Raw genomic sequence first — 22,234 nt, forward strand, 5'->3', positions numbered from 1 at the left:
TCTGACACGCAAAACAAAACCCCTACCTGCATACGCAGATAGGGGTTTCGGAATTTAATCTTGACGATGACCTACTCTCACATGGGGAAACCCCACACTACCATCGGCGATGCATCGTTTCACTTCTGAGTTCGGGATGGGATCAGGTGGTTCCAATGCTCTATGGTCGTCAAGAAATTCTTGAGCTGACGCGTCTTGCGACGTTCCAGCGAATTGGGTATGCGACAGTTTGTGTGTTGGCGAACTTTCGGTTCATTGCGTCTTCACACACCGCAATCTGGTCTCTTTCGTCTTTTCAACTCGGAGCATCAAATTGCTTGGGTGTTATATGGTCAAGCCTCACGGGCAATTAGTATCGGTTAGCTCAACGCCTCACAGCGCTTACACACCCGACCTATCAACGTCGTAGTCTTCGACGGCCCTTCAGGGAGCTCAAGGCTCCAGTGAGATCTCATCTTGAGGCTAGTTTCCCGCTTAGATGCTTTCAGCGGTTATCTATTCCGAACATAGCTACCCGGCAATGCCACTGGCGTGACAACCGGAACACCAGAGGTTCGTCCACTCCGGTCCTCTCGTACTAGGAGCAGCCCCTCTCAAATCTCAAACGTCCACGGCAGATAGGGACCGAACTGTCTCACGACGTTCTAAACCCAGCTCGCGTACCACTTTAAATGGCGAACAGCCATACCCTTGGGACCGGCTTCAGCCCCAGGATGTGATGAGCCGACATCGAGGTGCCAAACACCGCCGTCGATATGAACTCTTGGGCGGTATCAGCCTGTTATCCCCGGAGTACCTTTTATCCGTTGAGCGATGGCCCTTCCATACAGAACCACCGGATCACTAAGACCTACTTTCGTACCTGCTCGACGTGTCTGTCTCGCAGTCAAGCGCGCTTTTGCCTTTATACTCTACGACCGATTTCCGACCGGTCTGAGCGCACCTTCGTACTCCTCCGTTACTCTTTAGGAGGAGACCGCCCCAGTCAAACTACCCACCATACACTGTCCTCGATCCGGATAACGGACCTGAGTTAGAACCTCAAAGTTGCCAGGGTGGTATTTCAAGGATGGCTCCACGCGAACTGGCGTCCACGCTTCAAAGCCTCCCACCTATCCTACACAAGCAAATTCAAAGTCCAGTGCAAAGCTATAGTAAAGGTTCACGGGGTCTTTCCGTCTAGCCGCGGATACACTGCATCTTCACAGCGATTTCAATTTCACTGAGTCTCGGGTGGAGACAGCGCCGCCATCGTTACGCCATTCGTGCAGGTCGGAACTTACCCGACAAGGAATTTCGCTACCTTAGGACCGTTATAGTTACGGCCGCCGTTTACCGGGGCTTCGATCAAGAGCTTCGCGTTAGCTAACCCCATCAATTAACCTTCCGGCACCGGGCAGGCGTCACACCCTATACGTCCACTTTCGTGTTTGCAGAGTGCTGTGTTTTTAATAAACAGTCGCAGCGGCCTGGTATCTTCGACCGGCGTGGGCTTACGCAGCAAGTGCTTCACCCTCACCGGCGCACCTTCTCCCGAAGTTACGGTGCCATTTTGCCTAGTTCCTTCACCCGAGTTCTCTCAAGCGCCTTGGTATTCTCTACCCAACCACCTGTGTCGGTTTGGGGTACGGTTCCTGGTTATCTGAAGCTTAGAAGCTTTTCTTGGAAGCATGGCATCAACCACTTCGTCACCTGAAAGGTAACTCGTCATCAGCTCTCGGCCTTGAAACCCCGGATTTACCTAAGATTTCAGCCTACCACCTTAAACTTGGACAACCAACGCCAAGCTGGCCTAGCCTTCTCCGTCCCTCCATCGCAATAACCAGAAGTACAGGAATATTAACCTGTTTTCCATCGACTACGCTTTTCAGCCTCGCCTTAGGGACCGACTAACCCTGCGTCGATTAACGTTGCGCAGGAAACCTTGGTCTTTCGGCGTGGGTGTTTTTCACACCCATTGTCGTTACTCATGTCAGCATTCGCACTTCTGATACCTCCAGCAAGCTTCTCAACTCACCTTCACAGGCTTACAGAACGCTCCTCTACCGCATCATCCGAAGATGATACCCGTAGCTTCGGTGTATGGTTTGAGCCCCGTTACATCTTCCGCGCAGGCCGACTCGACTAGTGAGCTATTACGCTTTCTTTAAAGGGTGGCTGCTTCTAAGCCAACCTCCTAGCTGTCTAAGCCTTCCCACATCGTTTCCCACTTAACCATAACTTTGGGACCTTAGCTGACGGTCTGGGTTGTTTCCCTTTTCACGACGGACGTTAGCACCCGCCGTGTGTCTCCCATGCTCGGCACTTGTAGGTATTCGGAGTTTGCATCGGTTTGGTAAGTCGGGATGACCCCCTAGCCGAAACAGTGCTCTACCCCCTACAGTGATACATGAGGCGCTACCTAAATAGCTTTCGAGGAGAACCAGCTATCTCCGAGCTTGATTAGCCTTTCACTCCGATCCACAGGTCATCCGCTAACTTTTCAACGGTAGTCGGTTCGGTCCTCCAGTCAGTGTTACCTAACCTTCAACCTGCCCATGGATAGATCGCCCGGTTTCGGGTCTATTCCCAGCGACTAGACGCCCTATTAAGACTCGCTTTCGCTACGCCTCCCCTATTCGGTTAAGCTCGCCACTGAAAATAAGTCGCTGACCCATTATACAAAAGGTACGCAGTCACCTAACAAAGTAGGCTCCCACTGCTTGTACGCATACGGTTTCAGGATCTATTTCACTCCCCTCTCCGGGGTTCTTTTCGCCTTTCCCTCACGGTACTAGTTCACTATCGGTCAGTCAGTAGTATTTAGCCTTGGAGGATGGTCCCCCCATATTCAGACAAAGTTTCTCGTGCTCCGTCCTACTCGATTTCATTGATAAGAGATTTTCGCGTACAGGGCTATCACCCACTATGGCCGCACTTTCCAGAGCGTTCCGCTAATCTCAAATCAACTTAAGGGCTAGTCCCCGTTCGCTCGCCACTACTAAGGGAATCTCGGTTGATTTCTTTTCCTCAGGGTACTTAGATGTTTCAGTTCCCCTGGTTCGCCTCTTGCACCTATGTATTCAGTACAAGATAACCATCTTATGATGGCTGGGTTCCCCCATTCAGACATCTCCGGATCAAAGTCTGTTTGCCGACTCCCCGAAGCTTTTCGCAGGCTACCACGTCTTTCATCGCCTCTGACTGCCAAGGCATCCACCGTATGCGCTTCTTCACTTGACCATATAACCCCAAGCAATCTGGTTATACTGTGAAGACGACATTCGCCGAAAATTCGCGATTAAACTCACAAATTTTACCTTAGCCTGATCCGTTACCAGTGAAAGTAACGTTCAGTCTATCTTTCTATCACATACCCAAATTTTTAAAGAACGATCTAATCAAAAGACTAGAAATCAATATTCACACCGGAATACTCATTTCTAAACTCTCAAACTTTCGAAGCAGTTTATGGTGGAGCCAAGCGGGATCGAACCGCTGACCTCCTGCGTGCAAGGCAGGCGCTCTCCCAGCTGAGCTATGGCCCCATACAAAATTGGTGGGTCTGGGCAGATTCGAACTGCCGACCTCACCCTTATCAGGGGTGCGCTCTAACCAACTGAGCTACAGACCCAATTTCGAGCTTGTAACTGTTAGCGTGAGCTATCAGCTTGGAGCTTAAAGCTGCTTCTATCGTCTTCTTCAATGAATCAAGCAATTCGTGTGGGAGCTCATGGTGCAGCTGAGTCGTCGATTAAGGAGGTGATCCAGCCGCAGGTTCCCCTACGGCTACCTTGTTACGACTTCACCCCAGTCATGAATCACACCGTGGTAACCGTCCCCCCGAAGGTTAGACTAGCTACTTCTGGTGCAACCCACTCCCATGGTGTGACGGGCGGTGTGTACAAGGCCCGGGAACGTATTCACCGCGACATTCTGATTCGCGATTACTAGCGATTCCGACTTCACGCAGTCGAGTTGCAGACTGCGATCCGGACTACGATCGGTTTTATGGGATTAGCTCCACCTCGCGGCTTGGCAACCCTCTGTACCGACCATTGTAGCACGTGTGTAGCCCAGGCCGTAAGGGCCATGATGACTTGACGTCATCCCCACCTTCCTCCGGTTTGTCACCGGCAGTCTCCTTAGAGTGCCCACCATTACGTGCTGGTAACTAAGGACAAGGGTTGCGCTCGTTACGGGACTTAACCCAACATCTCACGACACGAGCTGACGACAGCCATGCAGCACCTGTCTCAATGTTCCCGAAGGCACCAATCCATCTCTGGAAAGTTCATTGGATGTCAAGGCCTGGTAAGGTTCTTCGCGTTGCTTCGAATTAAACCACATGCTCCACCGCTTGTGCGGGCCCCCGTCAATTCATTTGAGTTTTAACCTTGCGGCCGTACTCCCCAGGCGGTCAACTTAATGCGTTAGCTGCGCCACTAAGAGCTCAAGGCTCCCAACGGCTAGTTGACATCGTTTACGGCGTGGACTACCAGGGTATCTAATCCTGTTTGCTCCCCACGCTTTCGCACCTCAGTGTCAGTATCAGTCCAGGTGGTCGCCTTCGCCACTGGTGTTCCTTCCTATATCTACGCATTTCACCGCTACACAGGAAATTCCACCACCCTCTACCATACTCTAGCTTGTCAGTTTTGAATGCAGTTCCCAGGTTGAGCCCGGGGCTTTCACATCCAACTTAACAAACCACCTACGCGCGCTTTACGCCCAGTAATTCCGATTAACGCTTGCACCCTCTGTATTACCGCGGCTGCTGGCACAGAGTTAGCCGGTGCTTATTCTGTCGGTAACGTCAAAATTGCAGAGTATTAATCTACAACCCTTCCTCCCAACTTAAAGTGCTTTACAATCCGAAGACCTTCTTCACACACGCGGCATGGCTGGATCAGGCTTTCGCCCATTGTCCAATATTCCCCACTGCTGCCTCCCGTAGGAGTCTGGACCGTGTCTCAGTTCCAGTGTGACTGATCATCCTCTCAGACCAGTTACGGATCGTCGCCTTGGTGAGCCATTACCTCACCAACTAGCTAATCCGACCTAGGCTCATCTGATAGCGCAAGGCCCGAAGGTCCCCTGCTTTCTCCCGTAGGACGTATGCGGTATTAGCGTTCCTTTCGAAACGTTGTCCCCCACTACCAGGCAGATTCCTAGGCATTACTCACCCGTCCGCCGCTGAATCAGAGAGCAAGCTCCCTTCATCCGCTCGACTTGCATGTGTTAGGCCTGCCGCCAGCGTTCAATCTGAGCCATGATCAAACTCTTCAGTTCAAACATCTTTGGGTTTTGAGAAAACCCTAAACTTGGCTCAGCAATCGTTGGTTACATCTTTGATTTCTCGCGGAGTAACTTGTGATGCTGATAATCTGTTGACTAGCAGTTTGATACCACAAGCACCCACACGAATTGCTTGATTCAGTTGTTAAAGAGCGGTTGGTTAAGAGCTTTCGTCTCAACCGAGGCGCGCATTCTACAGCAGCCTCATTTGCTGTCAAGCGGTTATTTCAGAAGTTTTCAAGGTTTTCCTTAACAACTTCAACCACTTGCGCTTTCGATCTCTCGTCAGCGGGAGGCGAATTCTACAGCGTTACTCGCTGCTGTCAACACCTCTTGTTCAACTTCCTTTCAGCTTCGATGACCTGAAGCAACCTGCTGCCGAAAACTGCGTAACTCATTGTTTACCAAGGAGTTTTCCGTTTCGACTGCGCCGGAAGTGGGGCGAATTATAGACACCTCAGATCTGCCGTCAAGCACTTATTACGCTTTTTTGGCAGAAGAGGCCTTTTTAGCCACCAAACGCGGGATGCGCCGAGTTACGGGTGGCAGGCGCAACACTAATAGCAACGCGCCGATAGCGGCATAGATAGACCACTCCTTCAAATCGGCGCGCACAATCCAGAGCATATGCAGCAACCCAAGGCCGAGAACCAGATAGGCCAGACGATGCAGCTTTTTCCAACGCGCCCCCAATCGCCGCTGACTGTATCGATTGGAAGTCACTGCCAACACCAGCAAACACAGAAACCCCAACGCCCCGACAATAATGTAGGGACGCTTGCCCAGCTCGACGCCCAGTTGCGACCAGTCGAACCCAAGAATGAATGCCAGATAAGCACTCAAGTGCAGAACTACATAAGCGAAACACCACAAACCCAGCTGCCGCCGAACCGCAATCCACCCAGCCCAACCCGTAAGTTTCTGCAGCGGCGTCATACTTAATGTAATAAGCAGCAGAACAAGCGTCCCCAAGCCCAACCGGTCAACCAGTACTTTGCCCGGATCAGGCCCGAGCACATCCTCCCAGGCTTGATACAACCAAAGCAGAGGCCAAATTACCGCAGCGACGAAAACGCCAATACGCCAGAGTCGATATCGCATCAGTAGTTTTTCCGAAGATCGAGCCCTGTGTAGAGAGAAGCGACTTCATCGGCATAACCATTGAACATTTGCGTGTCACGCACATTCGGCTTGAACAGACCGCTCGGCAAGCGCCGTTCGCGAGCCTGAGTCCAACGTGGATGATCAACCTCAGGGTTCACATTCGCATAGAAGCCATACTCGTCCGAAGCGATACTCTGCCAGGTGGTTTTTGGCTGCTCACTCACCAAGCTGATCCGCACGATGGACTTGATGCTCTTGAATCCGTATTTCCACGGCACGACCAAACGCAGCGGCGCCCCATTCTGATTCGGCAACTCACGCCCGTACATTCCCACTGCCAGAATCGCCAATGGGTTCATCGCCTCATCCAGCCGCAATCCTTCCACATAAGGCCAATCGATCAAGGCGAACCCCGAGCGCTGTCCCGGCATGCTCTTGGGATCCTCAAGCGTTTCGAAACGAATGAATCTGGCTTTAGATGTGGGCTCTACCTGATTGAGCAACGCCGAAATGGGGAAGCCTATCCATGGAATGACCATCGACCAGGCCTCCACGCAACGGAGGCGGTAAATGCGCTCTTCCAGCTGATAAGGCCTCATAAAGTCTTCCAGTGCATAGCGCCCCGGCTTACCCACTTCGCCATCCACTACCACAGTCCATGGCTCAGTTTTCAGCGCACCGGCATTGGCAGCCGGATCGCCCTTGTCGGTACCGAACTCATAGAAGTTGTTGTAGTGGGTTGCGTCTTTGAACGGCGTGATCGCCTCATCCTTGACGTTAACCGCTCCCCACTTGATCGAGGGAAGCTTTTCGCTGAACCACGAAGGCGCCTTGCCAGGGTCGACATCTGCATATCGCGCCGCATCATCAGCGCCCGCCCAACGCGGCAGACCACTCATGGCCAAGCCGGCAACGGCAGCACCCAATACATTGCGTCGAGAAAGGTAAATGGATTCAGGCGTGACATCCGACTCATGGCAGTCGGATGCTTTGGGGACTTTGATCAGCATGACTACTCCGCAGCATTGGAGAACAGATGCACCAACTGCGGAGTATGAGGGAAATTACATCACTCGGCGCTTTTGCGCCGACGAAGATGTAACAAGTATTGCACCGGCCCGGATGCCGCATAGGCGAGGAAAACCAGCAGCAGAATGCGTGGCGGATCACTGAACACTACCGCGAACACCAATACCACGGCGAGGATTGCCACGAATGGCACGCGCCCTTTCAGATCCAGCTCCTTGAAGCTGTTGTATTTGATATTGCTGACCATCAGCATACCCGCTGCCGCGACCATCAGCGCCACCAGGAAAGACATCTTGGAACCCTGAATGCCGTAATCGCTGAACGCCCAGACAATTCCCGCCACCACGCCAGCGGCAGCCGGGCTGGCCAGACCAATGAAGTAGCGCTTGTCAGCCGTGCCGACCTGAGTATTGAAACGCGCCAGGCGCAACGCCGCACCCGCTACATAGATGAAGGCAACCATCCAGCCGACCTTGCCCATGTCGCCCAAGGCCCAGCCAAAGGCCAGCAGTGCCGGCGCCACGCCGAAAGCAACCATATCCGATAGCGAGTCATACTCGGCACCGAAGGCACTCTGGGTATTGGTCATGCGGGCGACACGGCCATCGAGGCCATCGAGCACCATGGCGACAAAAATTGCGATGGCGGCAAAGGCAAAATACTTGCTCGCGCCAATCGAATCACCTGCACTCAAGGCACTCTGCGCGCTCATGGAGTTGATGATGGAGTAGAACCCTGCGAACAGGTTCGCAGTGGTGAACAGATTCGGCAGAAGATAGATACCACGATGCCGGACTTTACGGCCTTCAGCGTCATGCCCTTCTTCGACATGTTCATCGATGGGCAGCAGGCTTTCGGCGTCAGAAGCCTGTTTTGGCTCTTCGGGACGTTCGCTCATGGACAATACCTTGCAACGGGGTGGAAAGTTTCGACAGATGTCTGCAACGCCGGTTCGCACCGCAAACGATGCAGCTTTATACCAGAACCGGCCCTCCAAACGAAAAAACGCGGCCTGGGCCGCGTTTTTCGTACAAGTGTCAGACTTAGTTTTTAGCTTTGTCGACGATCTTGTTGGCACCGATCCACGGCATCATGGAGCGCAGTTGCTCGCCGATGATTTCGATACCGTGAGCGGCGTTGTTACGACGCTTGGCGGTCATCGAAGGATAGCCGGTAGCACCTTCACTGATGAACATCTTGGCGTATTCGCCGTCCTGAATACGTTTCAGGGCGTTGCGCATGGCCTGACGGGATTCGGCGTTGATGACTTCCGGACCGGTCACGTACTCGCCGTACTCAGCGTTGTTGGAGATCGAGTAGTTCATGTTGGCGATACCGCCTTCGTACATGAGGTCAACGATCAGCTTCAGTTCGTGCAAGCATTCGAAGTAGGCCATTTCCGGCGCGTAGCCAGCTTCAACCAGAGTTTCGAAACCGGCTTTTACCAGTTCGACGGTACCGCCGCACAGAACGGCTTGTTCGCCGAACAGGTCGGTTTCAGTCTCGTCCTTGAAGGTGGTTTCGATGATACCGGTGCGACCGCCACCCACGCCGGCAGCGTAGGACAGCGCAACGTTTTTGGCGTTGCCGGAAGCGTCCTGATAGATAGCGATCAGGTCAGGGATACCGCCACCCTTCACGAATTCGGAACGTACGGTGTGGCCTGGAGCCTTCGGCGCGATCATGATCACATCGAGGTCAGCGCGCGGTACAACCTGGTTGTAGTGGATCGCGAAGCCGTGGGAGAAGGCCAGGGTGGCGCCCTTCTTGATGTTCGGCTCGATTTCGTTCTTGTACAGGGAGGACTGGAACTCGTCCGGGGTCAGGATCATGACCAGGTCGGCAGCCGCAACAGCGGAAGCAACGTCAGTCACTTTCAGGCCATGTGCTTCGGCCTTGGCAACAGTGGCCGAGCCTTTACGCAGACCAACGGTAACGTCAACGCCGGAGTCTTTCAGGTTGCACGCTTGAGCGTGGCCTTGGGAACCGTAACCGATGATGGCAACTTTCTTGCCCTGGATGATCGACAGGTCGCAGTCTTTATCGTAGAAAACTTTCATGAATTTCCCCTATATATCCAGGCCGTTCAGGCCATTCGCTAATTTGGTTTAGATGCTGAGTACTTTGTCGCCGCGGGCAATCCCGGTGACGCCACTGCGGACGGTTTCCAGAATCGAAGCGGTGCCGATGGACTGGATGAAGCTGTCGAGCTTGTCGCTGGTACCGGTCAATTGAACGGTATACACGCTGGCGCTGACATCGACGATCTGCCCACGGTAAATATCGGTAGTGCGTTTGATCTCGGCACGCTGGGCACCGGTGGCTTTGACCTTGACCAGCATCAGTTCGCGCTCGATGTGAGCACTTTCCGACAAGTCGACCAATTTGACCACTTCGATCAGTTTGTTCAGGTTCTTGGTGATCTGCTCGATGATTTCATCATGGCCCACCGTGGTCAGCGTCAGACGCGACAGAGTCGGGTCTTCGGTTGGCGCCACGGTCAGGCTTTCGATGTTGTAGTTACGCTGCGAAAACAGGCCGACTACACGAGACAGAGCGCCAGGTTCGTTTTCCAGAAGCAAGGAAATAATGTGCCGCATGATTAAGTACGCTCCGTCTTGCTCAGCCACATATCGCGCATGGAGCCGTCTTTGATCTGCATCGGGTAGACGTGCTCACTGGTGTCGACCGAAATATCGATGACCACCAGACGATCTTTCATGGCGAACGCTTCTTCCATCTTCGACTTCAAGTCTTTCGAGTCGGTGATGCGCACGCCGACGTGACCGTAGGCCTCTGCCAGCTTGACGAAGTCAGGCAACGACTCCATGTAGGAATGCGAGTGACGACTGCCGTAACTCATGTCTTGCCACTGACGAACCATGCCCAGCACACCGTTGTTCAGGATGACGATCTTGACCGGCAAACCGTATTGCAGACAGGTCGACAGTTCCTGAATGTTCATCTGGATGCTGCCTTCGCCCGTCACGCAAGCGACCTCATCATCCGGAAAGCTCAACTTGATGCCCATGGCCGCCGGAAAACCGAAGCCCATGGTGCCCAGGCCGCCAGAGTTGATCCAGCGGTTAGGCTTGTTGAACTTGTAGTACTGCGCCGCAAACATTTGGTGCTGACCAACGTCGGAGGCGACAAAGGCATCGCCCTTGGTCACTTCGCACAAGGTTTCGATCACGGCCTGCGGCTTGATGACACTACCGTCGCCCTTGTCATAAGGGAACAGACCACGGTCACCGCGCCACTCATCAACCTGCTTCCACCAACTGGCAACAGATTCCTTGTTCGGGGTCTCGCCGATTTCCTTGAGGATCGCAACCATTTCGGTCAAAACGCTCTCGACCGGGCCAACGATAGGCACGTCAGCCTTGATGGTCTTGGAAATCGAAGCAGGGTCGATGTCGATATGAATGATCTTGGCGTTCGGGCAGAACTTTGATGCACCGTTGATTACACGGTCATCGAAACGCGCACCGACGGCCAGGATCACGTCTGCATGGTGCATCGCCAGGTTGGCGGTGTAGCTGCCATGCATGCCAAGCATGCCAATGAACTGACGATCGGTCCCCGGGTAGCCACCCAGCCCCATCAGCGTATTGGTCACTGGCAGGTTGAGCATTTTTGCCAATTCGGTGAGCGGCGCGGAGCCGTTACCGAGAATCACACCACCACCGGAATACAGAACGGGACGCTTGGCCGCCAGAAGCATTTCCGCCGCTTTGCGGATTTGACCGGAATGACCGCGAACGGCCGGGCTGTAGGAGCGCAGCTTGGCTTTTTTCGGGAAGACGTATTCGAACTTCTCGGCCGGGTTGGTCATGTCTTTCGGGATATCGACAACGACCGGACCAGGACGACCGGATTGCGCCAGGTAGAAGGCTTTTTTCATGACTTCCGGGATTTCCGACGCGTGTTTGATCATGAAGCTGTGTTTCACGATCGGCCGGGAGATACCGATCATGTCGGTTTCCTGGAATGCGTCGGTACCTACCATGGTGCTCGGCACCTGGCCTGAAATGACCACCATCGGAATGGAGTCCATGTAGGCCGTGGCGATACCGGTGATAGCGTTGGTTGCGCCCGGGCCGGAAGTCACCAGTACCACGCCGGCCTTGCCGGTGGCACGGGCGTAACCGTCAGCCATATGGGTCGCGGCCTGTTCGTGACGAACCAGAATGTGAGTCACTTCCGGTTCTTTGAACAGGGCATCGTAGACATGAAGAAGAGCACCACCCGGGTACCCGTAGATATATTTGACGCCTTCGTCACGCAAGAAGCGGACGAGCATCTCACCGCCAGATAAAAGCTCCACGTTGCTCACCTCTAAAACGCCAGAATACCGCCCACGAAAATGGGACGGGTCTTAATAGGTTTACTTCTCAGCAGAGCATGAGCGACGGTGGTCGCCGACTACGTCAGCACTGACTGAGCAAGTATTGGGATCGTCCCAAGTGTTGCGGGCCTTTCCCACCCAGCGCGAGGTAACGCGTTGCGGGTGTAACAGGTCGGCGCGGATGTGCGCCTCATGATCTGCTGAGTGGGTCTGCTTCTGGCAGTCCCTCTACAGCGGACTTTGGATTCTTCTGTTTCGTCCCCTGCAAGTCAAGTCGTCTATGTGCTTTATTGAACTAAGCACATGAGAAAGCAAGAAAAAATCGCGAAACCTCAAGTGTGTTAGCTTCAATTGCGCAACCCGAGACAAGGAAATGACATGCGAGCGACTTTCCTGACCGCAGGCCTGCTGATCGGCCTGAGCCCTTTAAGCATGGCCGCACAGATTTACAAATGGATCGACGCCCAGGGCATTACCCATTTCGATGCGAAACCACCTTCAGGCCAGCCAGCCACCGTTGTCGTGACGCCCTCTCCGTCCGCCGCCAGACCCGCCGCATCCTTGAACAGCGGTACGATTGGCGATCAACAGGCCATCGACAAAAGCGTCAAGAAGCAGGTCGCCGAGCAGCAAACAGAGCTGAAAACATTTTGCGAACAGGTGCGAACAAACCTGGCGCAGCTGCGGAACAATCCGCGGCTCAGAGAGGAAGTGGAGGGAGAACTGCGTCGGCTCGACGACACTCAACGGCAGGAGCGCATAGGTGAAACGCAGAAACAGATCGCGGATAACTGCATGTAGCGACCTGTAGGAGCCGCCCGGAGCAAGCTCGACCCCTACAGGGATCGGGGTCAGCGAGAAGCAGTGATCAGTTGATCGAACTCTTTGAGCAGCACTTGCAGCTGCCGATCCTTGCCTTGAACATTACGGGAGGCAAAGACCATTTCGGCCATCTCCTGAATCCCCGAAGCGTTCGGCAAAGGCAGATTTTGTTCGAGGATCGCTTTCATGCGCGGCAGAAAGATCCATTGCAACCATTGCTCGAAGTCCAGCGTATCGACCGAAAACGGCTCGACGCTGGAGAGCGCCTCAGCGGATGGCGGGACATCATCCCACCATCCTTGCACTCGCAATTCACGCTCGATCAGCAGTAACTGCTCGGCAATCCTGGGAAAGCGGACATCCATCACGACGAAACCTTTGCCTTCTGACGGGCCAATGCCGCGCCAGAGGAGTCGCCCTGCTTCTCACGTGCCTGGGCAATCAACTCCCACAGACTGGCCTGAAGCGCCGGACGACCATTGGCCAAAGTCAAACCACGACGCGCGAATTGCTCGGCCTGCGCGGCATCCCCTTGGGCCATGCGCACTTGCGCCAGGCGATAAAGCACCTGCGGTTCACGCGGGGCGACACGCTGGGCACGTTCAAGACTTGAAGAGGCACCATTGAGATCACCACCCGCCTGTTGTTGCTGAGCAGTGGTCAATAGCGCCAGCACCGGACCGTCCAGTTGCTCATCGGCGGACAGGCCACCGGAACTGGCCGACGGAATTCCGCTCGGCGTCGACGGCATGCTGTAGCTGCCCTGATTGATCGGTGCAGATTGCACCGGTGAGGTATCAATCGGTCCTGGTGTAATCGGACCAGGGGTGATCGGTGTAGTGCTGATCGGCGTCGAAGTCGTTGCGCCACCACCCGGCACCATCACGACCACGCCGGTATCGCCTTGCGGAATTTCCTGCACCTTCGCTTGCGCAGGACGCTTGACCGTCGACTGACGGAAACCGCCGTTCGCCGAAACCCTCTCGCTATTGGATACGTTGGTGCCGGAGTCCACAACCGGAATCGAGCCACGCTGTACGGAGGAGCAACCGCTGAGCAAAGCCACGGCGGTAACCGCTGGAATCAACCACTTGTTCACTTGAAACCCTCTTTGCTTAATTCATCCAGCCCTTGACCCAATCCATCACCGTTTCACCGTTGATAGGGCTTTCGCCACCGCAAGGAGCGCCGGGAGGCGGTTCGCTGCCGCGAATATACGGCATCTGCACGGCGCCCGGGCAGTTGCCGTCAGAGCCTTGTCCTGTACGCGAGTCGACCCAGGCCTGAACAATATTATCCGGCTGAGGCATGTCCAACGGCAACGGATCGGCCTTGCGCATGAAACTGGTCCAGACCTGCAACGCCCCTGTAGCACCCGTGAATGGTGTCTTGCCATTGTCGTCGCGACCTAACCAGACCACCGCCAGCAGATCCTGACTGAAACCGGCGAACCAGCTGTCGCGCGAATCGTTACTGGTACCGGTCTTGCCGGCCAGTGTCAGGGTTTTCGGCAGCACGTTGTAAACCGAGCTGCCAGTGCCTTCACGCATTACCCGCTGCATGGCACTCTGGACCAGGTAAATGGAGGCCGGGTCGAAACGCTGCTGAATCTGGAACGGATAACGCTTGAGGGGCTCGCCTTCGGCTGTCAGTACGCTACGAATCCCGCGCATCGGGGTATTGAAGCCACCGTTGGCGAGGGTCTGGTACATGGTTGCCACTTCGATCGGGGTCATGCCGCCTGCCCCCAGCAACATCGACGGAAAGGCCGGAAATTCCCGACTCACTCCCAGACGCCCGAGGGTCTTGAGGACATTGGGCACACCTACCGCCAGGCCGAGACGCGCGGTCGACAAGTTGTAGGAATGCGCCAGGCCTTGATAAAGGAAAACCGTGCCATGAGAACGGCGATCATAGTTCTGCGGCTTCCAGACCTGACCGTCCGCGCCTTTGACCGAGAAGGATTCGTCTGACAGCCAGCTGGTCAGTGTGTATTGGCTCGGTTTCTCGAGTGCTGTCAGATAAACCGCTGGCTTGATCAACGAGCCGATCGGCCGCACCGCATCCAGTGCACGGTTGAAGCCGGCAAAACTGGCCTGGCGACTGCCGATCATGGCCTGGACTTCACCGGTTTCCGGGTTGGTCACGACCATCGCCGCTTCGACGTCATCAGAGCCCTTGCGCCCGGACAGACGTTTGAAGGTGTCGTTGACCGATGCTTCGGCTTTCATCTGCAGGATCGGGTCGAAGCTGGTAAAGATTCGCAGGCCTTCTTCAGTCAAGTCTTCGTCGCGATAGTCTTCACGCAGTTGACGCTTGACCAGATCGAGGAAGCCTGGGAACGAGCTATCAGCCAACTTTCCGCGCGTTGTCACCCCCAATGGCATTTTCTTCGCAGCAGCGACCTGCTCGGCGGTGGCGACGCCTTGTTGCTCAAGCACATCCAGCACCAGATTGCGCCGCTCAAGCGCCCGCTCAGGATTGCGACGCGGGTTGTAATAAGACGGCCCCTTGACCATGCCCACCAGCATCGCGACTTGATGCAGCTTCAGTTCGGACAATGGCTGCCCGAAGAAGAACTGGCTGGCCAGGCCGAATCCGTGGACCGCACGCTGACCATCCTGGCCGACGAACACTTCATTGAGGTAAGCCTCGAGTATTTCGCGTTTGTCGTAATGCAACTCAAGCAACATCGCCATCATGGCTTCGGTGAGTTTACGGGTCAGGCTGCGCTCACTGGTCAGGTAGAAGTTCTTGACCAGCTGTTGCGTTAACGTACTGCCGCCCTGGGTCAGCTTGCCGCCAGAGGTATTGACGTAGATGGCTCGCACAATCGACTTGGGCGACACCCCCCAGTGGCTGTAGAAGTCACGGTCCTCCACGGCAACCAGGGTTTCCAGCAGATACGGCGGAACCTGATCGATCTTGATCAGAATGCGATCTTCGAGGTTCTTCGGATAAATTCCGCCGATCAGCAGCGGTTCCAGGCGCACTACCGATAACTTCGAACCGTTCGTCGCCGAGAGTTCCGCGACATAGTCGCCGGAGAAACGAACTCGCACCGGCTGAGCGCTCTCCAGCCCCTCATAGAACTGGAAGCCACGGGTATTCAAGTCGACGGTATTGCCGTTGACTGCCGCCGCGCCGGGGCCGTTGCTCACGCTTTCACGGCGATAGCCCAGGGCATCGAGCTCGGTGAGAAAGTCATCCCTGCTCAGTTTTTGTCCGACGAACAGCTCGAGCGGACGCGCGTATACCTTGGCCGGAATCGTCCAGCGCTTGCCGGAAAACTTCTCCTGCACGATGGCATCGAGGTAAACCGCGAATCCGGCCAGCAGCACCAGGCCGACCAGACTGAGTTTAAGGACCCAGCCCAGCCAGGGCCGCAGGCCTTGGGAGGGTGGTTTTTTTGGGGTACGGGGGGATCGAGTACGAGTCATGGCGGCGGATTATACGCACTTTATTCATCCCCAACAGGAGCCCTCCGAGTTTGCGTTGGGCTGGCTAGCCGCCATAATGACGACCTGAATTTTTCCAGACTCTGAAGGATCCCCCCTGTGAGCCAGTCCCTGATTGCCGCTTTGCAAAACCCGGCCTTGTATCCGCATCCTGTTGACGGGTTCCAGCTCATCGAAACCCATATTTCCTGGGTACTGCTCACCGGTTCCTATGCCTATAAAGTGAAGAAGCCGGTCAACTTCGGCTTCCTCGATTTCACTACGCTTGAGGCTCGAAAGCATTTCTGCGGCGAAGAACTGCGCCTGAACCAGCGCCTGACAGACGATCTGTATCTGGAAGTGTTGCCGGTCACTGGCAGCGTCGAAGCTCCGCAACTGGGCGGCGAAGGGCCAGCTATCGAATACGTGCTGAAGATGCGTCAATTCCCGCAAACCGGTTTGCTCAGCACCCTTCAGGCCAACGGTGAACTGACCACCTCGCACATCGACGCGATGGCAGCACAAATCGCCCGATTCCATCTCAGCGCACCAAAAGTCCCGGCTGAACATGAAGCAGGCACTCCTGACAGTGTCATGGCCCCGGTGCGTCAGAACTTCGAACAGATTCGCCCATTCCTCAGTGACAAGACTGACCTGCTGCAACTCGACGCCCTGCTAGCCTGGGCCGAGAGCAGCTTCGATCGCCTCAAGCCCGTCCTCACCCAACGCAAGGCAGACGGATTCATCCGCGAATGCCATGGCGACATTCATTTGGGCAACGCCACGGTGATCGACGGCAAGGTCGTGATTTTCGACTGCATCGAGTTCAACGAACCGTTCCGTTTCACCGATGTTTATGCCGATGCCGGCTTTCTGGCCATGGACCTGGAAGACCGCGGCCTGAAGTGCCTGGCACGCCGTTTCATCAGCCAGTACCTGGAACTGACAGGCGATTATCAGGGCCTGGAACTGCTCAACTTCTATAAAGCCTACCGTGCACTGGTTCGCGCCAAGGTCAGCCTGTTCAGCATGCCGGCCGACGCCACTGCGGTGCAGCGCGCCACCACCCTGCGCCAGTACCGTACCTACGCCAACCTGGCAGAAAGCTATAGCACCATTCCTTCGCGCTTCATGGCGATTACCCACGGCGTTTCCGCGGTCGGCAAAAGCCACGTAGCGATGCGCCTGGTGGAAGCATTGGGCGCGATTCGCCTGCGTTCCGACGTTGAGCGCAAACGTCTGTTCGGCGAACAAACCGGCACGAACGACCTGCAGGCCGGCATTTACAGCGCCGATGCCAGTACCGCGACCTACCAACGCTTGCACGAAATTGCCGAGATCATCCTTCACGCCGGCTTCCCGGTGGTGATCGATGCCACTTATCTCAAGCACGATCAGCGCGAAAGCGCAGCGAAAATTGCCGAGGCCACAGGCACGCCTTTCCTGATCCTCGACTGCAATGCACCGCAAGCCGTGATCGAGAGCTGGCTGGCCCTGCGCCAGGCAGATAACGCAGATCCGTCCGACGCCACGTTGGCGGTGATCGAGGCCCAACAAGCCACTCGCGAACCCCTGACCCCGGCAGAAATTCTCTGCAGTAAACGCGTTCAGACCAATGAAAGCGGAACGCTTGACACCGTCGTGGCGCAAATTCGCCAACGCCTGCCTGGCCTGTAAAAAACTATTTCAGCCGTGAGGCCTTCGCCGGCTTCACGGCCGCCAAATAGTGGCACTATACTGGCGCCATAAAACCAACAGGTGATGTGACATGAGCCAGCCGAAACTTCTCGACACCCCGCTTTATGCCTTGCTGCACAAAGACGACATCACAGGTTTCAACAATGAACGCCCCAAGGATGGCCCTATCGACATGGTCGGTGGTGACTTCCGGGGTCTGGATTTGCGCGAGTTGAACGCCGATGGCGTCGACTTCACCGATGCCTATTTCCGTTCCGCCGATTTGCGGGGCATCGACTTTCGCAACGCCTCACTCGAAGGTGCAAGTCTGGCCCACGCACAGATTTCCGGTGCCTACTTTCCACCAGAGCTGAGTGCTGACGAGATTCTGATGTCGATGAACTTCGGTACACGACTGCGTTATCGCACCCGCTGACCATTAGCGTTAAATCACCAGTCCGGTGCCCCCCGCTTAGCATTGGACTTCGGGCCAACTCGTCCCGACTACAGCCCCCCTATCCCTGCCCCCTTGGCAATTTTTCACGCCCCTCTAACGCCTGCCTCTTAGAAGCTTTTGCGTCGAAAACGACCAAACAATCACGCTTTTCCTACTGATGGCTACACTCCTGAGAAGCTTGCCCACGCACCATTCGGCCATCGCAAGGAGGCTTGATGAATGATGAACTGCAACACCTTAAGAATCTTGGCAAGACGTCGGCGCAGTGGCTGCATGCGGTGGGCATCCACAGCGCCTCGGACTTGCGTCGCCTGGGAGCGGTGGACGCATATCGGGCCGTGCGCACGCGAGGCTTTCGAGCCTCCAAGGTGTTGTTGTATGCAATCGAAGGCGCCCTGATGGACGTGCACTGGAATGACATCCCCGCCGAACGCAAAGAAGCTTTGAATAAACAACTGGAAGCGATCTCGTCACGTCACAAGCTCTGAGTCCGCATGGGATGTCCGCGATTCATACGAATGAAGACGCTAAAAACGACAAACCAATAGTCAGTATTTACAAGGACTTGTCGACCATGCGCGACACAAAAGGCGTTAGTGAGGAATCAGCTGTTGACTTGGTAATGAGAATCGATATGATTATCACAACTGGTCGCGAGACTGGTCGATACTCTGAACAGCCCTTGGTTCGGACTCTCAGATTATCTCCTCATCAGGCTAATCACGGTTATTTGACCCGGCTCTTGCCGGGTCTTTTTTTGCCTGTGTGTCCGGTCCGTACAGCTGTGGAAAAGTCGTCATTGCGTAGGAGCGCTAATGGTCGCGCAAGGTTATTGACCACCAGATTCAGGATAAAAAACATCAGACAGCTTTTTCAGGCTCTCCGGCAGCCGTGGACCCAATCCGCCCACCAGCAACGTCGGATCGAGCTCGATGACCCGCCCGCCCCGCGCTGCGCGAGTGGACGCCAGAATCGGATTTTCCCTGAACAACGCTGCACGCGCCGCATCACCACTCAGTGCGCGGTCGGCAAACACCAGCACATCAGGATCAAGGCTCACCAGCGACTCGTTCGAAAAAGGCTTGTATCCGGGTATGGGTCGCCAGGTTGTGTCCTCCGGCGCGTTGCAGTAACCAATCAGCGGCAGTGTCCTTGCCGGCGATCAGCGGTTTTCCGCCCGCGTGCCCGAGTAACAGCAACACGCCCGGAGAGGGCTGCGTCAATTGCGCCCTGGTGATCCGGATCCTCTGCAGCTCAAGCGCCTGTTGATAAGTCACCAGTAACTGTGCCGCCCGGTCTTCGGCGCCGAGCAACCTGCCCAAATGCTGCAGGTTACTCTGCAGCGTCGGCAGATCCGGCTGGGCCGAGAATAGCTCGACCTGCACGCCCGCACTGCGAATTTGCGAAAGCACGGGTGGCGGCCCCATCTCTTCGGTGCCTACCAGAATCTGCGGGCGCAAACTCAGCACGCCCTCCGCCGAAAGCTGCCGCTGATATCCGATACTGGGTAACGCCTTCAGGGATTCAGGGTGCTGGCTGGTGGTATCGACCCCGACCAGTTTCGACTCGCCACCCAAAGCGCTGATCCACTCCGAGAGCGCACCACCGGCACTGACCCAACGTTGCGGCAACTCGTTCGCAGCGACGTGATGACTGGCGAGAAGTCCGAAACACAGCGCGCAAACACGGGTACTCAGGCGCATATACAGTTTCCTATGAGGGTTTCCCGGGCATCAGGCGACGAGGCCAAGTATCCTGTGCAACTTGGCAACTGCACCTACGGGGCAAGTCAGCCATTTGATAATTGCTTGCATTTGCACGTCAAGCACGGACATATCCGGTCACGAACGCGCCCTGAGGATAGGCATGAAATTTCTGTGTACAGGCATTGAGCTGGCCGATGCCAGCAGCCGCGGGTTTGAACTCGACGGGCAAAAACTTTTCGCCGTGCGTCGGGAGGGCAAGGTTTACGTCTATGTCAATCGCTGCCCGCACCGCGGCGTCGGACTTGAATGGAGCCCCGACCAGTTTCTGGACCCCAGCAACAGCCTGATTCAGTGCGCCACCCACGGCGCCCTGTTTTTGATCGAAGACGGCGAATGCGTCGCCGGCCCTTGCGCGGGGCAATCGCTGACCCGTGTCGACTGTCGCGAGGATGCGCAGGGCATCTGGATCAGTCTTTAACCGCCAAGCACTACCTCCAGACGCCGATCCACGACCATCTCTTCATGGTTCAGGCGCACGCCATAGGCCAGCACTTCAACCCCGCACGCCACCGCCTCACGCAAGGCCTGTGCATAGGCGGAATCGATTTCTTCGGCCGGCCGCACGGCTTCGATACCGGTCAAATTCACGCAGTACAACTGCACCGCACGAATTCCGTCCCGAGCCAGATGGGCCAACTCACGCAGATGCTTCGCCCCGCGTTGGGTCACCGCATCAGGAAACGCCGCCACCGCGACACCGTCGAAACCCAGCGTGACACTTTTGACTTCCACATAGGCCGGCCCGTCGGGGTAATCGAGACGAAAATCGATCCGGCTCTTTTCCTGACCGTAGGCCACTTCACGCTTGAGCCCGGTAAAGCCGTCCAGCTCGGTGATAACCCCAGCCAGCAGTGCTTCTTCGATCAAAGCATTGGCCCGCCCGGTATTCACGCAAAAATGGCGACCATGCGGGGTTTCGCCGATTTCCCAAGTGCCGGGCAACTTGCGCTTGGGATCATTGGAGCGACTGAACCACACTTGCCCACCTTCGACCTGACAATTGAGCATCGAGCCAGTGTTCGGGCAGTGAATGGTCATCAACTCACCGCCAACGGTTTCGATATCGGCGAGAAAACGCTTGTAACGGCGGATCAGCCGACCTTCTTCGAGGGGAGGATGAAAACGCATCAGCCTTGCCAGCTCCGCAGACCCCGGCCGATACGCTCCACCGCTTCCTGCAAACGCTCAAGGTTTTGCGTATAGGCAAAACGCACGTGATGCCCGGCCTGATAGCGACCGAAATCCAGTCCAGGCGTGAATGCTACGTGCTCTGTTTCAAGGAAATGCCGACAGAAAGAGAAGGCATCGCCGCCGAATTTGCTGATATCAGCGTACAAATAGAACGCGCCTTCAGGCTCGACAGCGATCCCGAAGCCCAACTCCCGCAACGCTGGCAAAAGGAAATCACGACGACGACCGAATTCGGCACGACGCTCTTCCAGAATCCTTATGGTTTCCGGTTCGAAACAGGCCAGCGCAGCATGCTGCGCCATGCTCGGGGCACTGATATAGAGGTTCTGGGCGAGCTTCTCCAGCTCCCCCACAGCCACATCGGGCGCGACCAGCCAACCGAGACGCCAACCGGTCATCCCGAAATATTTCGAAAAACTATTGAGCACAAAAGCGCCGTCATCGACTTCCAGCACGCTGGCCGCATCGGTGCCGTAGGTCAAGCCGTGGTAGATCTCGTCCACCACCAGATGGCCGTGACGCTGTTTGATGGCGCCAGACAGCCCCGCCAGCTCGTCACGAGTGAGGATTGTCCCCGTTGGATTCGCCGGAGATGCCACCAACGCACCCACGCTGTCGTGATCCCAATGCCGCTCGACGAGACCCGGTGTCAGTTGATAACGCACGTCCGGACCTACAGGGACAAGCTGCGCGGCACCTTCCACCAGTCGCAGGAAATGCCGGTTGCATGGGTAACCCGGGTCCGCCAGCAGCCAATGCTTGCCCGGATCCACCAGCAAGGCACTGGCCAGCAACAGCGCACCGGAACCGCCGGGCGTGATGAGGATGCGTCGCGGATCAATGTTCAGGCCATAACGCTGCTGATAAAAGCCCGAGATAGCCTCACGCAGCTCAGGAATACCGCGTGCGGCGGTGTATCGCGTTTTTCCCGATTCGAGCGCAGCCTGGCCGGCACGGATGATCGGCTCGGCCGTGGTGAAGTCCGGTTCGCCGATTTCCAGGTGAATCACATCGTGACCGGCGGCCTGTAATTCATTGGCCCGCGCCAGCAATGCCATGACATGAAAAGGTTCGATTGCGCGACTGCGGGCACTGTAGGACTGAGCCATTGGCCTTCCTTCAACGA

At 55.8% G+C, this 22,234-nt stretch carries 16 protein-coding genes, 2 tRNA genes, 3 rRNA genes and 1 pseudogene; 5 read left to right on the forward strand and 17 right to left on the reverse strand.

Translation table 11 applies throughout. The features are described 5' to 3' along the window. Nucleotides 1-58 precede the first annotated feature (58 nt). From rrf to AC07ZE_RS25190, 11 genes are all read right to left on the reverse strand, one after another. Nucleotides 59-174: ribosomal RNA gene (rrf, locus tag AC07ZE_RS25140) — 5S ribosomal RNA — on the reverse strand. A gap of 154 nt (nucleotides 175-328) precedes the next feature. Beyond that, nucleotides 329-3,222: ribosomal RNA gene (locus AC07ZE_RS25145) — 23S ribosomal RNA — on the reverse strand. Between the two features lie 229 nt (nucleotides 3,223-3,451). Next, nucleotides 3,452-3,527 (reverse strand) — tRNA-Ala (locus AC07ZE_RS25150). 9 nt (nucleotides 3,528-3,536) lie between these two features. Further along, a tRNA-Ile gene (locus AC07ZE_RS25155) sits at nucleotides 3,537-3,613 on the reverse strand. A 121-nt stretch (nucleotides 3,614-3,734) separates the two neighbouring features. Continuing rightward, nucleotides 3,735-5,271 (reverse strand): 16S ribosomal RNA (locus tag AC07ZE_RS25160). The 16S, 23S and 5S rRNA genes sit together here with 2 tRNA genes alongside, the layout of an rRNA operon. 486 nt (nucleotides 5,272-5,757) lie before the next feature. Next, entirely contained in the window at nucleotides 5,758-6,378 is a 621-nt protein-coding gene (gene msrQ / locus AC07ZE_RS25165; protein WP_207267069.1) for a protein-methionine-sulfoxide reductase heme-binding subunit MsrQ, read from the reverse strand. Continuing rightward, nucleotides 6,378-7,391, reverse strand: a complete 1,014-nt coding sequence (msrP, locus tag AC07ZE_RS25170) for a protein-methionine-sulfoxide reductase catalytic subunit MsrP (RefSeq protein ID WP_207267070.1) — start codon at nucleotides 7,389-7,391, stop codon at nucleotides 6,378-6,380. Before msrP ends, msrQ begins: the two co-directional genes overlap by 1 nt. A 59-nt stretch (nucleotides 7,392-7,450) precedes the next feature. Next, entirely contained in the window at nucleotides 7,451-8,308 is an 858-nt protein-coding gene (pssA, locus tag AC07ZE_RS25175; protein WP_095196549.1) for a CDP-diacylglycerol--serine O-phosphatidyltransferase, read from the reverse strand. Between the two features lie 145 nt (nucleotides 8,309-8,453). Further along, nucleotides 8,454-9,470, reverse strand: a complete 1,017-nt coding sequence (gene ilvC / locus AC07ZE_RS25180; protein WP_003228216.1) for a ketol-acid reductoisomerase — start codon at nucleotides 9,468-9,470, stop codon at nucleotides 8,454-8,456. A 48-nt stretch (nucleotides 9,471-9,518) separates the two neighbouring features. After that, complete coding sequence (gene ilvN / locus AC07ZE_RS25185) at nucleotides 9,519-10,010, reverse strand: acetolactate synthase small subunit (protein ID WP_003205610.1); 492 nt, start codon at nucleotides 10,008-10,010, stop codon at nucleotides 9,519-9,521. A 2-nt stretch (nucleotides 10,011-10,012) separates the two neighbouring features. Further along, the gene (locus tag AC07ZE_RS25190) at nucleotides 10,013-11,737 is read right to left on the reverse strand and encodes an acetolactate synthase 3 large subunit (protein WP_207267071.1); all 1,725 of its coding nucleotides are present in this window, start codon (nucleotides 11,735-11,737) and stop codon (nucleotides 10,013-10,015) included. Nucleotides 11,738-12,136: 399 nt separating this feature from the next. Between AC07ZE_RS25190 and AC07ZE_RS25195 the strand changes: the two genes are divergently transcribed. Next, nucleotides 12,137-12,559: a DUF4124 domain-containing protein gene (locus AC07ZE_RS25195; protein WP_207267891.1), complete on the forward strand. Its 423-nt coding sequence runs from the start codon at nucleotides 12,137-12,139 to the stop codon at nucleotides 12,557-12,559. Between the two features lie 50 nt (nucleotides 12,560-12,609). Here AC07ZE_RS25195 and AC07ZE_RS25200 read toward each other — a convergent pair whose 3' ends face one another. From AC07ZE_RS25200 to mrcB, 3 genes are read right to left on the reverse strand one after another with little or no spacing between them, the layout of a single operon-like run. After that, entirely contained in the window at nucleotides 12,610-12,945 is a 336-nt protein-coding gene (locus AC07ZE_RS25200) for a YqcC family protein (RefSeq protein ID WP_095196552.1), read from the reverse strand. Further along, on the reverse strand, nucleotides 12,945-13,679 hold the full coding sequence (locus AC07ZE_RS25205) for a hypothetical protein (protein WP_207267072.1): 735 nt from the start codon (nucleotides 13,677-13,679) through the stop codon (nucleotides 12,945-12,947). Before AC07ZE_RS25205 ends, AC07ZE_RS25200 begins: the two co-directional genes overlap by 1 nt. Before the next feature lie 16 nt (nucleotides 13,680-13,695). After that, nucleotides 13,696-16,020, reverse strand: a complete 2,325-nt coding sequence (mrcB, locus tag AC07ZE_RS25210; protein ID WP_207267073.1) for a penicillin-binding protein 1B — start codon at nucleotides 16,018-16,020, stop codon at nucleotides 13,696-13,698. Between the two features lie 117 nt (nucleotides 16,021-16,137). On the opposite strand from mrcB, the gene AC07ZE_RS25215 reads away from it, so the two are divergent. From AC07ZE_RS25215 to AC07ZE_RS25225, 3 genes are all read left to right on the forward strand, one after another. Further along, complete coding sequence (locus AC07ZE_RS25215) at nucleotides 16,138-17,694, forward strand: bifunctional aminoglycoside phosphotransferase/ATP-binding protein (protein WP_207267074.1); 1,557 nt, start codon at nucleotides 16,138-16,140, stop codon at nucleotides 17,692-17,694. A 91-nt stretch (nucleotides 17,695-17,785) separates the two neighbouring features. Next, nucleotides 17,786-18,130 (forward strand): pentapeptide repeat-containing protein, encoded by a 345-nt coding sequence (locus AC07ZE_RS25220; RefSeq protein ID WP_008015079.1) that lies wholly within the window; start codon nucleotides 17,786-17,788, stop codon nucleotides 18,128-18,130. Nucleotides 18,131-18,366: 236 nt separating this feature from the next. Next, nucleotides 18,367-18,639 carry a TfoX/Sxy family protein gene (locus AC07ZE_RS25225; protein ID WP_207267075.1) on the forward strand — a complete coding sequence of 91 codons (273 nt, stop codon included), beginning with the start codon at nucleotides 18,367-18,369 and terminating at the stop codon, nucleotides 18,637-18,639. 341 nt (nucleotides 18,640-18,980) lie between these two features. Here the strand turns inward: AC07ZE_RS25225 and AC07ZE_RS25230 are convergent. Next, nucleotides 18,981-19,854 (reverse strand): annotated as a pseudogene (locus AC07ZE_RS25230) (heme/hemin ABC transporter substrate-binding protein). Between the two features lie 163 nt (nucleotides 19,855-20,017). On the opposite strand from AC07ZE_RS25230, the gene AC07ZE_RS25235 reads away from it, so the two are divergent. Then, entirely contained in the window at nucleotides 20,018-20,335 is a 318-nt protein-coding gene (locus tag AC07ZE_RS25235; protein WP_207267076.1) for a Rieske (2Fe-2S) protein, read from the forward strand. Here the strand turns inward: AC07ZE_RS25235 and sfsA are convergent. Together sfsA and AC07ZE_RS25245 are read right to left on the reverse strand one after the other, a co-directional pair. Next, nucleotides 20,332-21,045, reverse strand: a complete 714-nt coding sequence (gene sfsA, locus AC07ZE_RS25240; protein ID WP_207267077.1) for a DNA/RNA nuclease SfsA — start codon at nucleotides 21,043-21,045, stop codon at nucleotides 20,332-20,334. The two genes, AC07ZE_RS25235 and sfsA, sit on opposite strands and share 4 nt — an antisense overlap. After that, nucleotides 21,045-22,217, reverse strand: a complete 1,173-nt coding sequence (locus AC07ZE_RS25245) for a pyridoxal phosphate-dependent aminotransferase (protein WP_207267078.1) — start codon at nucleotides 22,215-22,217, stop codon at nucleotides 21,045-21,047. The genes sfsA and AC07ZE_RS25245 overlap by 1 nt, the downstream gene beginning before the upstream one ends. Nucleotides 22,218-22,234: the final 17 nt, after the last annotated feature.

The sequence above is a fragment of the Pseudomonas sp. GW101-3H06 genome (assembly GCF_059424605.1).

Coding starts and splice junctions, on each gene's coding strand:
- AC07ZE_RS25225 (WP_207267075.1), top strand. CDS start 18,367: ATGAATGATGAACTGCAACACCTTAAGAATCTTGGCAAGACGTCGGCG.
- AC07ZE_RS25200 (WP_095196552.1), bottom strand. CDS start 12,945: ATGGATGTCCGCTTTCCCAGGATTGCCGAGCAGTTACTGCTGATCGAG.
- mrcB (WP_207267073.1), bottom strand. CDS start 16,020: ATGACTCGTACTCGATCCCCCCGTACCCCAAAAAAACCACCCTCCCAA.
- AC07ZE_RS25235 (WP_207267076.1), top strand. CDS start 20,018: ATGAAATTTCTGTGTACAGGCATTGAGCTGGCCGATGCCAGCAGCCGC.
- msrQ (WP_207267069.1), bottom strand. CDS start 6,378: ATGCGATATCGACTCTGGCGTATTGGCGTTTTCGTCGCTGCGGTAATT.
- pssA (WP_095196549.1), bottom strand. CDS start 8,308: ATGAGCGAACGTCCCGAAGAGCCAAAACAGGCTTCTGACGCCGAAAGC.
- msrP (WP_207267070.1), bottom strand. CDS start 7,391: ATGCTGATCAAAGTCCCCAAAGCATCCGACTGCCATGAGTCGGATGTC.
- AC07ZE_RS25220 (WP_008015079.1), top strand. CDS start 17,786: ATGAGCCAGCCGAAACTTCTCGACACCCCGCTTTATGCCTTGCTGCAC.
- AC07ZE_RS25245 (WP_207267078.1), bottom strand. CDS start 22,217: ATGGCTCAGTCCTACAGTGCCCGCAGTCGCGCAATCGAACCTTTTCAT.
- ilvC (WP_003228216.1), bottom strand. CDS start 9,470: ATGAAAGTTTTCTACGATAAAGACTGCGACCTGTCGATCATCCAGGGC.
- ilvN (WP_003205610.1), bottom strand. CDS start 10,010: ATGCGGCACATTATTTCCTTGCTTCTGGAAAACGAACCTGGCGCTCTG.
- sfsA (WP_207267077.1), bottom strand. CDS start 21,045: ATGCGTTTTCATCCTCCCCTCGAAGAAGGTCGGCTGATCCGCCGTTAC.
- AC07ZE_RS25195 (WP_207267891.1), top strand. CDS start 12,137: ATGCGAGCGACTTTCCTGACCGCAGGCCTGCTGATCGGCCTGAGCCCT.